The 13,642-nt window shown below is 26.4% G+C and carries 14 protein-coding genes and 2 riboswitches; of the genes, 11 read left to right on the top strand and 3 right to left on the bottom strand.

Features of this window, described 5'->3' with window-relative positions:
• The 5 genes from ACTG45_RS10265 (at position 1) to miaB (ending at position 4,356) form a co-directional block, all read left to right on the top strand.
• A complete protein-coding gene (locus tag ACTG45_RS10265; protein ID WP_479918911.1) occupies positions 1-375 on the top strand; it encodes a hypothetical protein in 375 nt (124 codons plus the stop codon).
• Between the two features lie 11 nt (positions 376-386).
• The gene (locus ACTG45_RS10260) at positions 387-1,646 is read left to right on the top strand and encodes a hypothetical protein (RefSeq protein WP_479918910.1); all 1,260 of its coding nucleotides are present in this window, start codon (positions 387-389) and stop codon (positions 1,644-1,646) included.
• A gap of 68 nt (positions 1,647-1,714) precedes the next feature.
• Positions 1,715-2,353 carry a hypothetical protein gene (locus ACTG45_RS10255; protein WP_479918909.1) on the top strand — a complete coding sequence of 213 codons (639 nt, stop codon included), beginning with the start codon at positions 1,715-1,717 and terminating at the stop codon, positions 2,351-2,353.
• 9 nt (positions 2,354-2,362) lie between these two features.
• A complete protein-coding gene (locus ACTG45_RS10250) occupies positions 2,363-2,617 on the top strand; it encodes a hypothetical protein (RefSeq protein ID WP_223153022.1) in 255 nt (84 codons plus the stop codon).
• A 302-nt stretch (positions 2,618-2,919) separates the two neighbouring features.
• Complete coding sequence (miaB, locus tag ACTG45_RS10245; RefSeq protein ID WP_479918908.1) at positions 2,920-4,356, top strand: tRNA (N6-isopentenyl adenosine(37)-C2)-methylthiotransferase MiaB; 1,437 nt, start codon at positions 2,920-2,922, stop codon at positions 4,354-4,356.
• A 291-nt stretch (positions 4,357-4,647) separates the two neighbouring features.
• Here miaB and ACTG45_RS10240 read toward each other — a convergent pair whose 3' ends face one another.
• Both ACTG45_RS10240 and ACTG45_RS10235 read right to left on the bottom strand, forming a co-directional pair.
• Positions 4,648-4,986, bottom strand: coding sequence for a DUF3784 domain-containing protein (locus tag ACTG45_RS10240; protein WP_479918907.1), 339 nt, complete (start codon positions 4,984-4,986; stop codon positions 4,648-4,650).
• A gap of 317 nt (positions 4,987-5,303) precedes the next feature.
• Positions 5,304-5,915, bottom strand: coding sequence for an NUDIX hydrolase (locus ACTG45_RS10235; protein WP_479918906.1), 612 nt, complete (start codon positions 5,913-5,915; stop codon positions 5,304-5,306).
• 463 nt (positions 5,916-6,378) lie between these two features.
• Between ACTG45_RS10235 and ACTG45_RS10230 the strand changes: the two genes are divergently transcribed.
• Positions 6,379-6,735: a winged helix-turn-helix transcriptional regulator gene (locus ACTG45_RS10230; RefSeq protein WP_479918905.1), complete on the top strand. Its 357-nt coding sequence runs from the start codon at positions 6,379-6,381 to the stop codon at positions 6,733-6,735.
• Positions 6,736-6,849: 114 nt separating this feature from the next.
• Here ACTG45_RS10230 and ACTG45_RS10225 read toward each other — a convergent pair whose 3' ends face one another.
• Positions 6,850-7,026: a hypothetical protein gene (locus ACTG45_RS10225; RefSeq protein WP_044213485.1), complete on the bottom strand. Its 177-nt coding sequence runs from the start codon at positions 7,024-7,026 to the stop codon at positions 6,850-6,852.
• Between the two features lie 52 nt (positions 7,027-7,078).
• A riboswitch (cyclic di-GMP riboswitch) is annotated at positions 7,079-7,168 on the bottom strand.
• 452 nt (positions 7,169-7,620) lie between these two features.
• Positions 7,621-7,720, top strand: a riboswitch (TPP riboswitch).
• A gap of 133 nt (positions 7,721-7,853) precedes the next feature.
• Between ACTG45_RS10225 and ACTG45_RS10220 the strand changes: the two genes are divergently transcribed.
• The 5 genes from ACTG45_RS10220 to mutS all read left to right on the top strand — a co-directional run bounded on the left by ACTG45_RS10220 (position 7,854) and on the right by mutS (position 13,636).
• Complete coding sequence (locus ACTG45_RS10220; RefSeq protein ID WP_003424145.1) at positions 7,854-8,144, top strand: MTH1187 family thiamine-binding protein; 291 nt, start codon at positions 7,854-7,856, stop codon at positions 8,142-8,144.
• Positions 8,119-8,889, top strand: a complete 771-nt coding sequence (locus ACTG45_RS10215; RefSeq protein ID WP_479918904.1) for an ABC transporter permease — start codon at positions 8,119-8,121, stop codon at positions 8,887-8,889. The genes ACTG45_RS10220 and ACTG45_RS10215 overlap by 26 nt, the downstream gene beginning before the upstream one ends.
• A gap of 21 nt (positions 8,890-8,910) precedes the next feature.
• Positions 8,911-9,924 (top strand): ABC transporter substrate-binding protein, encoded by a 1,014-nt coding sequence (locus ACTG45_RS10210; protein ID WP_021384723.1) that lies wholly within the window; start codon positions 8,911-8,913, stop codon positions 9,922-9,924.
• Complete coding sequence (locus ACTG45_RS10205; protein ID WP_479918903.1) at positions 9,893-10,627, top strand: ABC transporter ATP-binding protein; 735 nt, start codon at positions 9,893-9,895, stop codon at positions 10,625-10,627. Before ACTG45_RS10210 ends, ACTG45_RS10205 begins: the two co-directional genes overlap by 32 nt.
• Positions 10,628-10,792: 165 nt before the next feature.
• A complete protein-coding gene (mutS, locus tag ACTG45_RS10200; protein WP_021384739.1) occupies positions 10,793-13,636 on the top strand; it encodes a DNA mismatch repair protein MutS in 2,844 nt (947 codons plus the stop codon).
• The last annotated feature ends 6 nt before the right edge of the window (positions 13,637-13,642 follow it).

The raw sequence follows: 13,642 nt of genomic DNA, 5'->3' as shown, positions 1-13,642 counted from the left end.
ATGCTTAATATAAATAATATAGAGATAAAAAAAGTATTTTTAGGTAATAAAGAATTAAATAAAATTTTTTTAGGAAATTACTTAATTTATTCTAAAAATCAAAGTCCTTCATTCATTAAATTAGAATTAAGTGATAAATTTAAATCAAAAAATAAAATGAGTAATAATATAAAGTCTGTTAAAGAAAAATTTATTATAGATATTAACAACAAAAAAATAGTTGAATTAACAGAAGATGTAAATAAGATTTTTATAGCAAATTTAAATACAAAAGAAATTAATGATAATTATATTTCAGATGAAGCAGCCGCAAAAGGCACAGGGTTTACAGATACTTATACAAAAGTACGCTTAATTGGAATGAGAACTAAATAAGAGGTGATAAAATGTCGATGAAAGGACACGCTAAAATAGAACTTACAGACGAAAACGGAAACATAGAAACATATGAAGAAAATAATATAGTTACAAATGCAATTAAAGATTTGCTTAGTGTAAATTTGAACGGGCAAGTAATTCCTAGCAACTTTTTTCCTTTAAATATGTTTTTTAAAGGGATACTATTATTAGATAACAACATAGAAGAAAATCCAGAAATTACAGCGATACCGTATGGTGTAAACATAGTCGGACATGCAGGAGAAGAAGTTAACAATAGTGATGATATTGAAAGAGGTTCACCAGTTCTCGAGGAATGGGAAGAACTTGAAAATGGATACAAACTCGTTTGGGAATTTGATAAAACACAAGCAAACGGAATTATAAAGTGTATTTCTCTAACACATATGTATGTAGGTGACTATGGTTTGTTTGAATATATAATGATTGATTGTAATTCTTCTTGCAGGACTTTCGAAAAAATGCCGACAGTCGTTTCTGCTGATTTTGAAAAGGGGTATTTATATTTTTGCGAAAACAATACCTCAACAGGAGATATAGAAATAAAAAAATATAAACATAATTTTTTTGAATTTGGAATTAACGACGAACCTAGTTTTTCTAAGTTTTTAGAAACTAAAGTTTTGTCTGGAACTGAAATTGGAATGTTAAAAAGAAAAATAAATTTTTCGCATGGTAAAGATGGTTGTATATACGGATTTAGTACTTTAGGAAACAGTACAGGAAATGCAACTCTTAATATCATTAAAATATCAGAAAAAGACTTTAGTTATACAGAGGAGACTGTAATTTTAGAAAATACTTTTTTATATGCTTCAACAGGAGCAATAAATTTTTTCCCAATTAACAATAATTCTGTGTACTTAGTTACAAAAGATGCATATTCATTTTACAAATATAATTTTTTAGATAAAACTATTAAATTATTAGAAAGTGATAGAAAACTTACTTTCGACAGTGAAGGTTTTCTTAAATTTTGTGCGAATGGTGGGAATTTATATTCTAACAAAATAATGATTGTAAATGATAAAGTAAAAAAACTTGAACGACAAATTTATTATTTAAACGCTGACAGCACAACACAAACGTATAATAATTACTTTGTAACTTTTTATACAAAAGACCCCATGTTCATGGGTGTTTATCTTTTAAATGCAGTATTAACAACTATAAATAATCTATCTACACCGATTGAAAAAACAGCAGATAAAACACTAAGAATAACATATACAATAACAGAGGTATAAATCAAAGTAAGACTATATAGCATAGTCTTTTTTTATTGTCTAAGATAATTAAAAAAAGGATAAAAAACATGATAGCATTAGAAAATAAAAAATTAAATAAAATCTATTTAGGCGAAATGAATATAGATAAAATTCACTTAGGTGGTATAGTAGTTTATTCTAATAATACAGAAATTAAACATACTGAACGTTATGGAGCATACCTAACAGCCAATAATAAACCAGAGCCTTATGAAGCTACATCAAGTCAAAATACTTGGGGAGCATACAGAGCGTTTACTGAAACTTTAGGGGATGACTTAAACTTAACTGGTTTAAGTAAGAACACAAGTCAATGGGTTCAAATAAAACTAGATAAAAATATAAGGATATGGGCTATTAAAATGCACTTTAGAACAACAGTATCAAATCAAGATACTGCACAAGTTCCATTTAAATTCAAACTCTTAGGCTCAAATGATGGGTCAAGTTTTACTGAATTGCACAACTGTGAAAGCTGTAATCCAGATTTGTTTTGCAAATGGAAGGATGATATTTATAAGTATGATTTTTCAGATGCTGATTTTATAGAAGTAAGCAGTAATAATGAGTATCAGTATTATAGAGTTGAATTTTTTAATACTCAAAGCATATCAAAAGGAAAAGTAACTAATACAGAAGGAACTGAAGTTAAAATAACATTATTGAATTTATACCAGTTAGAATAGGAGGTCACTATGGAACAGCTAGTAACAGAATTAAGTAGTTTGGGAGCAATAGGAATACTATGTGCCCTTTTATTCAAAAACACGATGCAAGAGAAGAAAGAAGATAGAGATATGTATAAAAAGACAGTAGAAAACTTTATCGAATTATCTACACAACAACAAGAAATTAATAAAAATGTATTAATAGAAATGGGAATAATGAAGATAGATGTACAAGAAATAAAAGAAAATGTATTAGATTTAAAAGACATGTTACAAAAATAAAGTAGTTTTTAACTAGAATCTTATAGGATTATTATAACTATAAATTAGAATAAGTAAAAAAGAGAAAATACTATTAAATTGTTTTATTTTCTCTTTTTTATTTCTACTAATTTCGATTGAACTTATCTCTTTTATTTATTATTTTACTTATATTTTATATGATGATTTACCTTAATTGACATATCTTATCTAAATTATCATTAAAACACGCATAGAAAAATAATAATATCTTTAAAAGATTTTTCTTATTTGATATAATTAAGGTTATGTGTAATATAAGAAATTAACTAGGAGGAATAGACGTGAGCAAAAGAAAACAAGTAACAATACCTATAGAGAAAATACAAGAACAAGATAAATATATAGAACAAATACACAGACAAAATGAAGAATACTTCAACAGAACTGGAAAGAGAAAACTCGTGTTTACTCAAACCTTTGGATGCCAAATGAATGAACATGATTCAGAAAAATTATGTTCGATGCTAGAAGAAATGGGATACCAAATGTCAATGATGGTTGAAGAAAGTGATTTAATAATATATAACACATGTGCAGTTAGAGAAAATGCAGAGCTAAAAGTATATGGAAACTTAGGTCAACTAAAGCATCTAAAAGGAAAAAATCCAAATATGAAAATAGCTGTATGTGGATGTATGATGCAGCAACCACATGTTGTGGAAGAATTAAGAAAAAAATACAAACATGTAGACCTTATATTTGGAACACATAATCTATATAAATTTCCACAACTACTTACAGAATCAATAAATTCTGACAAAATGTTAGTAGATGTTTGGGATGTGGATGGAGAGGTAATAGAGGGTCTTAGAAGTAATAGAAAATTTGAACTAAAAGCGTTTGTAAATATAATGTATGGATGCAATAATTTCTGTACGTACTGTATAGTTCCATATACAAGAGGTAGAGAAAGAAGTAGAACACCTGAAGATATAATTGATGAGATAAAAGAACTTGTAGCAAATGGAACAAAAGAAATAACTTTACTTGGACAAAATGTCGATTCTTATGGTAAGACACTTGAAAATCCAGTTACATTTTCAGAGCTTTTAAGAAAAGTAAATGAGATAGAAGGAATTGAAAGAGTTAGATTTATGACATCTCATCCAAAAGATATATCTGATGAAGTAATATATGCAATTAGAGATTGCGATAAGGTATGCGAATTTTTACACTTACCAATACAATGTGGAAGTAGTAGTCTTTTGAAAAAAATGAATAGACATTATACGAAGGAATATTATTTAGAAATAATAGAAAAGGCTAAAAAAGAAGTACCAGACATTGCGTTTTCAACAGATTTAATGATAGGTTTTCCAGGAGAAACAGAAGAAGATTTACTGGATACTTTAGATGTAATTGAAAAAGTTAAATATGATTCAGCTTTTACATTTATTTATTCCAAAAGACAGGGAACTCCTGCTGCTAAAATGGAAAATCAAATACCAGAAGAAATAAAACATGAAAGATTTAATAGAGTATTAGAAGCTGTAAATAGGATTTCAGCAGATATAAATAATGGATATAAAAATAGAATAGTTGAAGTTTTAGTTGAAGGAAGAAGTAAGAATAATGAAAATAAATTTGCTGGTAGAACTAGACAAAATAAACTTGTAAATTTTGAAGGTGGAAGTGATGATTTAATTGGAAAATTAGTTATGGTTAAAATCACTGAACCTAGAACCTTTTCATTAAATGGTGTACTAGTAAATAATTAATACTGTATAAAATAATAAAATTATGTAAACCAATTAAAATAGATGTACTATAAAACAAAATATATCAAATTTTAAAAACATATATCATAGATGTTAATTTCAGTTTTTATTATAAATAAATTTGATATACATTTGATATACGATGTAAATTCATTGTACATCTATTTTTATTTTATTTTGATAAGTTTTATATAACCATATTTAGTATTACTTTAGTATATACTAAAGTATTATATAATAGATATAAAAAGCAGTTAATCTTTCATGACTAACTGCTCAAATTGCTAATCATTATTTTTTACATTTCTTATTAGAATAATAGATATTGAAAAGCACACTAGCAAGTATAACTATTATAAATATCACAGCAAATGGAAGCATGTTTTTTTCATCCATTTGTCCGCTTTCTACTCTATAACCAAAAAACGCCATAATAAATAACATTATAGATACAATAAAAATAACAATACTAGAACTCCTACATAATTTTTTTTTATCATATCGAGCTTTTTCTTTATCGCTCATAGTATTATAACCTGCCAGTAGTATACTGGCTTTTCCATTAAATAATAATATACTTAAGATGAAAGAGGCAATTGCCGATATAACTATGAATCCTACTGCAAACATTATAAGCACCTCCATATACTTTAACTTACAGTTTACTAATTTATTATATTTTACCATAAACATACATTAAAATCATTTATTTCATATCTTAGCCTTATTAGATATATTATTATGCTATAGTTTATCTATAGTGTGATAATAATACTTAGTATTTACCTTGAAATTGTATTGAATATTATGTAATAATAATTTAACAATAATCAAGTAGAAAAAACATTATAAAATATAACTTTCTATATTTCCTATAATTATAACATTTTAAATTTAGAAAAATTTAAAACTTATTATCTAAAAATTTTAATGTTTGTTTACAAATATTATTCTGATAAGAAGTTCAAAAAATTTTCTAGTATTTTTGCTGTCATACCCCAGATTACATAATCTTTATATTTATAGAATAGAATAGGATAACTCCCGCTTTCAAATTTATAATCTTTTTGATTTGGAATTGATCCATAAGGTAGATTTTCATCAGGAAAAACTTTTACAGTATTATTATAAGTATTTGGAGGATTTTCTAAAAGATATTTTATAGGTACCAAAAAAGTATGGTCAACTTCATCCTTATTTATGTTTAAATTATTAATGTTTTTTATATATCCTAAATAAGGATGTATTATAAATTTTACAGGTGTTATAAGTAGGTCAAGACTTGCTATGATTTCTATATTGTCACTAAAAGTGCCTAGTTCTTCACAAGTTTCTCTGACAGCAGCATCATATGGAGTTTCGTTGGATTCTATTTTGCCACCTGGAAAAGAAATCTCGTTAGGTTGATGCTTTAAATTCTTTGAGCGAACTTCAAATAATATATGGTGTATGTTATTTATCTCTACTATTGGAATTAAAACAGATGCTCTTTTCATATTTTTATATCCGTTTATATATGGTTTGTAATCTTTGAACTTGTTTTTAATATCGTTTATCATTTTTTCCTCCTAAAATAATATTATTAAAAATTATATAATTGAGTTTTAACAATAATATATAATTATGATTTATCTAATTTAAGATATAGTAACTATCTATATTATTATATAATATAATGATAAATATATATTAACAAATAATAAAAAAATTAATTTGATTGTATATAAATTAGTTTGTTATTAAATTAGTATTAATTAGAATTAAAAAGTTCGGAATGTTACTTAGAAGAAGCCTATGATTCAACTTCTATGTTTGTTGAGAATGCAATTATAGCTTTTCCAATTATTTTTACTTCAACTGGCTTATTATCTGAAATAATTACTTTTACTAACATCTTGCCTTTGCGTTTTATTGTTATTATGTAAATCTCTATACTACAATCAAGATTATATTACGAATTAGTATGTTAAACAGGAATACATTTTTTAGTTATTTATTTACCCTTTTAAAAGGAGGGTTAGAATGAATATAGATAATAATTTTGAAGAATTTCCAACTATTGAAGAAAGACAAAAAGATTTTAATTGTTCAATTTGTTTTATTATGACTGTGATAGGAAGTAAATGGAGGGCAATTATTTTATGGCATATTTTAAAACAAGAGCCAATACGTTACAGTCAATTAAAAAAAGAAGTTGTTCATATAAGTCATAAGATACTGTCACAAGAATTAAAGTATCTTGAAAGAGATGGACTTATTAAAAGAATTTCTTATCCAACTATTCCTCCAAAAGTTGAATATTTGTCTACTAAACGTGGTAAATCATTGGAATCGATATTATTAGAATTATGTAATTGGGGTAAACAGTATATGAGATAAACTCAACTGTTTACTTCATGAAAAATAGATAATGAAGCTTATTTTAATTAGTTCTTTAATGTATTATAAAACGTAGATAAAACTAAAAAGGGTTTTCTAGAAAATAAAATTTCTTTAATTATATCTGCTTACCAATACCATCACTTGATGCAAACAAGATTCTACCACGTTCTCTCCATATTCTAGTATAAAGTCATTTAATTGTGTATCTATAAAATTGCAGTAATCGTATGAACTGCATATATATGCAGTTAGTATATGCGTACATCTATCCTTTTTATCTATAAACATATATTATTTATCCCCCTAAAAAACTTTCATAAAAACAAAAAGAAAATATCTTTTTGGCAACTGGCTGACATAACTTGTTTTATAAGCCTTAGTCCCTATAGCTTTGCGTCACTAAATTTCTCTAGTTTTGCCTATTTAGTTTTATTCTACAATTACAATCATATAGGAAAACGTTTTATTTTTCAATATACATATTAAAAAATTTAAAAATTAAAAAAAATAATTTATTTTTCAAAAATAAATTAGGTAAAATAATTATATTATATAGACAAATTAGAGTAATATATTTTTATTATTAAATTAGATTGAATTAATTTAATACAGTAAAATAAAGCTGAACAAAGTTAAATGGTTAATAAAATAAAAAAAATCATTATAACAGTATATTTTTTACATATAAACTTTAAAATTTAATCAAACTCTAATAAACTCTAATAAATTATGATAAGTATGTATAGTAGGCATATAATTTTGTAAAAAGTATTATTAAAATATTATTTTGGTATTATATATTTTAAAACAGACAAAATATATAATATGAATAAAAAATTTGTTAAAATATGATAAGTGTAGTATAATCAAGTAGAAAAGATATAATATATTTCGGGGAGCTAATGTGCTGAGAGGAGATTTTATCTCGACCCTTTGAACCTGTTTGGATAATGCCAGTGTAGGGAGACCAGTAAAGATGAAAAAAAGTCTTATCCTATTGTGGATAAGACTTTTATTTTATTTAAATATTATATTATCTTTTTAGGAGTAAAAAATTTTAATAAAAAACAAAATATACCTAGTAGGTATTAATTATTTTTAAAGGAGTGATTTAAATGGTAATCGCAGACATAGCAGTAATGCCACTAAGACCTTACAAAGGTGAAGAAGAAATGTATAAAGTAGTAGATGCTTGTATTGCTGAAATTGAAAAAAGTGGTCTTAAATGTGAAATAGGTGCAATGAGTACGACTGTTGAAGGTGATTTTGATGAAGTTTTTGAATTATTGAAGAAAGTACATAAAATCCCTTTTAACCTTGGATGTGAAAGAGTTATAACAGTAGCTAGAGTAGATGAAAAAGCTGGGGGCTTGACTATAGATGAAAAACTTAGAAATCATAGATAAAGTTAAAGATAGTATATATCCAATAGCAACATTTTTGTTTATACTTATTCTTTGGCAATCTGTGGTAGAAGTTTTAAAAGTCCCACAGTATATACTACCCACACCAGTAGATATACTTAATGTATTTTTTAAAGACTCTCAAAATTTATCTATGCATGCTGTAGTTACTATAGGAGAGGCAATACTTGGTTTTATAGTTGCAATTATAATATCATTGATAATTGGTGTATTGATGGATTTTGTGTTGATAATAAAAAAATGTCTTTATCCTATTATGTTGGTCACTCAAATGATACCTACAATAATTATAGCTCCACTTTTTATGATATGGTTTGGCTTTGGGACAATGCCAAAAATATTGATGGTAACGCTTACTTGTTTTTTTCCTATATTAATAAGTTTTGTAGATGGAATTGAGAATATTGATAAAGATTATTTAAATTTATTTAAGACTATGAATTCAAATAAAATTAATACATTTATTCATCTTAAATTTCCTATGGCAATGGATAAATTTTTTTCTGGACTCAAGATATCTGCAACATATGCTGTAATGGCAGCAACTGTTGCAGAGTGGTTAGGTGGAACCAAAGGTCTTGGTGTTTATATGCTAAGGTCAAAAAGTGCATATGCTCTTGATAAAGTATTTGCATCTACTATATTGGTAGTTATATTTAGTTTGATATTTGTAGGAGTTGTACAAGCAGTAAAAAAAATTGTTATAAGACATAGATTAGCAGATTAAATGTATTTGAGGGAGGCTATTATGAATTTTAAAAAATTAGGAATATTAGGTTTAGTAAGTGTTTTTACACTAGCAACAATAACTGGATGTTCTTCAAATAATGATAAGGATAAAAGTAGTGCTAAAGATGATTCTTCTAAAAAAGTGACTATGGTACTTGATTGGACACCAAATACAAATCATACTGGATTATATGTAGCACTTGATAAAGGTTACTATAAAGAAGAAGGTCTAGATGTGGAAATAGTTCAACCACCTGAAAGTGGAGCTGAGACTTTAGTTGCAACAGGTAAAGCGGACTTTGGTATAAGTTATCAAGAACAAGTTACTTATGCAAAGACTAGTGAAGACCCACTTCCAATAAAAGCTGTAGCAGCTGTTATACAACATAATACTTCTGGGTTTGCATCACCAAAAGAAAAAAATATAACTACAGCTAAGGATTTTGAAGGAAAAACTTATGGTGGTTGGGGCTCTCCATCAGAAGAAGCTGTTTTTAAAGCAGTTATGAAGAAAAATGGAGCTGATTTTAATAAGTTAAAGATAGTTAATACTGGTCAAGATGATTTCTTTGCAGCTATGAAAACTGTAGACTTTGCATGGATATTTGAAGGTTGGGATGCAGTTAAGGCAAGTTTAATTGATTATGATTTAAACTTTATACCAGTAAAAGATTTAGATGAAAGATTAGATTATTATACACCACTTATAATTTCTAATGAAACTGTACTTAAAGATAATCCAGAACTAGCTAAGAAATTCTTAAAAGCTACAACAAAAGGTTACGAATATGCAATTAAAAATCCAGAAGATGCAGCAAAAATATTAGTAAAAAATGCACCTGAAGTAGATGAAAAATTAGCATTAAAGAGTCAAGAATATCTAGCAAGTAAATACAAAGACGATGCACCTAGATGGGGAGAAATGAAAGACAGTGTATGGAATAACTACACATCATTCTTAAAAGAATATAAATTAATAGATAAGGATATGAAGGCAAGTGATGCTTACACAAATGAATTCTTACCACAATAAAAAAATAAAAGTATCTATAGAAAATGTATCAAAAACATATAAAGAAGTTGAAGTTTTAAAAGATATAAGTATTGATGTCTATGAAGGTGAATTTGTTTCTATATTAGGTCCAAGTGGATGTGGTAAAAGTACTATCTTTAATATTATAACTAAACTTACAGATTATAATAGTGGTAAAGTAGATATAAGTGGGAAATACAGTTACATGTATCAAAAAGACTTACTTTTACCATATAAAACTATAATAGATAATGTGTCACTACCACTGGTCTTAAAAAAAGAAAAAAAGAGTAAAGCAAGGGAAATGGTAAAACATTATTTTGAAGTCTTTGGTCTAAGTGGATATGAATATAAATATCCATCAGAACTTTCTGGAGGAATGAGACAAAGGGCAAATTTCCTAAGAACTTTTATAAATTCTAATGACATAATGCTTTTAGATGAGCCTTTTGGAGCACTTGATTCATTGACTAAGACATCTATGCAAAAATGGCTTTTAGATGTTAAGAAAAAGGTAAATTCAACAATACTTCTTATAACTCATGATATTGATGAAGCTATAATGTTGTCAAACAGAATTTATGTTATTTCAAAAAAGCCCTCAATAATAAAAAAAGAATTTATAATAGATAGTAGAGAATTGAATGAAGATAACCTTGAAAATGTCATTAAACTTAAGAAAGAAATAATATCTTTATTATAAAAATTCTATATGTGTTTTATTCAATAAGTATTAAACTTAGCAATCCAAAATGTAATTATACATTTTGGGTTGTTTTTTAGTTATACGTCAAAATTTTATATATTATGTTAATAATAGTCATCTACTATGATATAATATTTAATTAGAAAAGAAGGAGGTTTGATAATGCAAATAGATATGAATAAATTAACTCCTATGATGAAGCAGTATCTTGAAGTAAAAAACAGATATAAAGATTGTATACTGTTTTTTAGATTGGGAGATTTTTATGAAATGTTTTTTGAAGATGCATTAGTAGCTTCAAAGGCTCTTGAAATAGCATTGACAGGAAAAGCTTGTGGTTTAGAAGAACGTGCTCCTATGTGTGGTGTGCCTTTCCACTCAGCCAATTCATATATATCAAAATTAGTTGAAAATGGATATAAAGTAGCAATAGGTGAACAAATGGAAGACCCATCTACTGCAAAAGGAATTGTTAGAAGAGAGGTTATAAGAGTCATCACTCCTGGAACCGTTTTAGATGGAAATTTACTTGAAAATAAAAAAAATAATTATTTGTTATCTTTGTATAAGGATGGTTCTAATATAGGGCTAACTTATGTCGATATAAGTACAGGAGAAACTAATGCAACATGTTTGAATGAAGATAAAGTAATTGAAGAGATTGCAAAAATCCATCCTACAGAAATAATTATAAATGATTTAAACTTTATAGAAAAACTTAGAGATATAGCTACTGTAAGTAATATATACATAAATGAAAGTTTTAGTGATAACTATTTGGACATAAACATATTAAGAGAATATTTTCCAGAGGTTTATCTACAAAAACTAAAGTTTGATGATAAAGGTCTTATAAAGTCAAGCTTATCAATTCTTCTAAATTATATATATAATACTCAAAAACAAATAACATCTAACATTAATAATATAAATATATACAATTCATCAGAATATATGGTTCTAGACATGTTTACTAGGACCAATTTAGAGCTTACCCAAACTATAAGAGGTAATAAGAAGAAAGGTTCATTATTGCATGTTCTTGATAAAACTTCAACAGCAATGGGAGGTAGACTTTTAAGAAAATATGTTGAAGAGCCTTTGATAAATAAATCTAAAATTGAAAATAGATTGGATGTAATAGAAGAGATAAAAGATGACTTTATATTAAGAGAAGACTTAAATGATATACTCAAAAATATATACGATATAGAAAGAATATGTGGGAAAATAGCTTTTGAAAGGGTAACACCAAAAGAATTAATTCATTTAAAAAATTCAATAGAAAAGTTACCTAATTTAAAAGACACAATAGATTTATCAAATGCAACAATACTAAAAGAGTATGTTTCAGAAATGGATAAACTAGATGATATATACAATTTAATAGATGAATCTATTTTAGAAGAACCTACAATAACTATAAAGGATGGAAATATAATTAAGTCTGATTTTAGTGATGAGCTTAAAGAATTAAGAGATATTTCTAAAAATGGAGCTTTTCTTGTAAAAGAAATAGAAAATAGAGAAAGAGAAAAGACAGGAGTTAAATCATTAAAAATAGGTTTTAATAAAGTCTTTGGTTACTATATAGAAATAACAAAAGCCAATTTTAAACAGGCAAAACTAGATGAGACATATATAAGAAAACAGACACTTAGTAATGCAGAAAGATATATAACTCCAGAATTAAAGGAAATAGAGGAAAAGATATTACATGCTGAAGAGAAAATTAAGTCTCTAGAATACGAGATATTTGTAGGTATAAGAGATACTATATACAAAAATATAGATAGAATACAAAAAGTAGCTAAGACTATAGCTAATATAGATGTTTTTGTATCTCTTGCAACAGTTGCACACATAAATAACTATGTAAAGCCAGCAATAAATGAAGATAATAAGCTTGATATAAGAAATGGTAGACATCCAGTTGTTGAAAATATAGTAGGTGAGGAAAATTTTGTTCCAAATGACACATATCTAAACCGTGGGGAAAATATTATTAACATAATAACTGGTCCTAATATGTCTGGTAAATCAACATATATGAGACAAACTGCTATAATAGCACTTATGGCACATATAGGTTCGTTTGTACCAGCTGAATATGCTGATATTCCAATTTTAGATAGAATATTTACTAGAGTTGGAGCTAGTGATGACTTATCTCAAGGTCAATCTACTTTTATGGTAGAAATGAACGAAGTATCTCTTATACTAAAAAATGCAACAGAGAGAAGTTTAGTTATATTAGATGAAATAGGTCGTGGAACCAGCACTTATGATGGTATAAGCTTAGCATGGTCAATAGTGGAATATATTCAGAAGAATATTAGATGCAAGACTTTATTTGCAACTCATTATCATGAACTTACTGATTTGGAAGAGGAGTTTGAAGAGGTTAAGAATTATTCAATAGCAGTCAAAGAAGATGGAGAAGGAATAATATTTTTGAGAAAAATAATTCCTCAAGGGGCGGATAAGAGTTATGGAATATATGTTGCTAAATTAGCTAAATTACCAGATGAAGTTATAGAAAGAGCAAAATATATACTTAAAGACTTGGAAAAAAATCATGTTTATAACAGTGTAGCAATAAATGGAGATAAAGAAAAAACTAATGTGCCTAATATCAACTTAGATGAAGAATTGCTTAAGGTAAATCAAAGCAATTTTAAGAACAAATATGAATCTTTAAAAATAGAGCATGAACTTGTCGTAAAAGACTATAAACATATAAAAAAGGATTACGATAAATTAAATTCTAAATTTAAATTATTAAATGATGAAGTTGCTTTAATAAAGGAAAATGATGATAAAGAGAAAACTAATAAAGAAGATTCTGTAAAAGAAGTAGCCTTAACTCAAATATCTTTTGATAGTGTAAAAAGAGATATACTATCAGAAGAAATTTTAAACCTAGATATCTTAAATATGACTCCATTAGATGCAATAAATTCTCTTTATAATCTTCAAAAAAAAGCAAAAGAAATAAAATCTTAGAGGTGT

The organism is Clostridioides sp. LIBA-7602 (assembly GCF_056688945.1).
The sequence above is the reverse complement of the archived record's forward strand: the minus strand, read 5'-3'. Positions and strand labels throughout refer to the sequence as shown.

Coding starts and splice junctions, on each gene's coding strand:
- ACTG45_RS10220 (WP_003424145.1), top strand. CDS start 7,854: ATGGTAATCGCAGACATAGCAGTAATGCCACTAAGACCTTACAAAGGT.
- ACTG45_RS10250 (WP_223153022.1), top strand. CDS start 2,363: ATGGAACAGCTAGTAACAGAATTAAGTAGTTTGGGAGCAATAGGAATA.
- ACTG45_RS10235 (WP_479918906.1), bottom strand. CDS start 5,915: ATGATAAACGATATTAAAAACAAGTTCAAAGATTACAAACCATATATA.
- ACTG45_RS10230 (WP_479918905.1), top strand. CDS start 6,379: ATGAATATAGATAATAATTTTGAAGAATTTCCAACTATTGAAGAAAGA.
- ACTG45_RS10240 (WP_479918907.1), bottom strand. CDS start 4,986: ATGTTTGCAGTAGGATTCATAGTTATATCGGCAATTGCCTCTTTCATC.
- ACTG45_RS10255 (WP_479918909.1), top strand. CDS start 1,715: ATGATAGCATTAGAAAATAAAAAATTAAATAAAATCTATTTAGGCGAA.
- ACTG45_RS10205 (WP_479918903.1), top strand. CDS start 9,893: ATGCTTACACAAATGAATTCTTACCACAATAAAAAAATAAAAGTATCT.
- ACTG45_RS10225 (WP_044213485.1), bottom strand. CDS start 7,026: ATGTTTATAGATAAAAAGGATAGATGTACGCATATACTAACTGCATAT.
- ACTG45_RS10265 (WP_479918911.1), top strand. CDS start 1: ATGCTTAATATAAATAATATAGAGATAAAAAAAGTATTTTTAGGTAAT.
- ACTG45_RS10210 (WP_021384723.1), top strand. CDS start 8,911: ATGAATTTTAAAAAATTAGGAATATTAGGTTTAGTAAGTGTTTTTACA.
- ACTG45_RS10215 (WP_479918904.1), top strand. CDS start 8,119: ATGAAAAACTTAGAAATCATAGATAAAGTTAAAGATAGTATATATCCA.
- mutS (WP_021384739.1), top strand. CDS start 10,793: ATGCAAATAGATATGAATAAATTAACTCCTATGATGAAGCAGTATCTT.
- ACTG45_RS10260 (WP_479918910.1), top strand. CDS start 387: ATGTCGATGAAAGGACACGCTAAAATAGAACTTACAGACGAAAACGGA.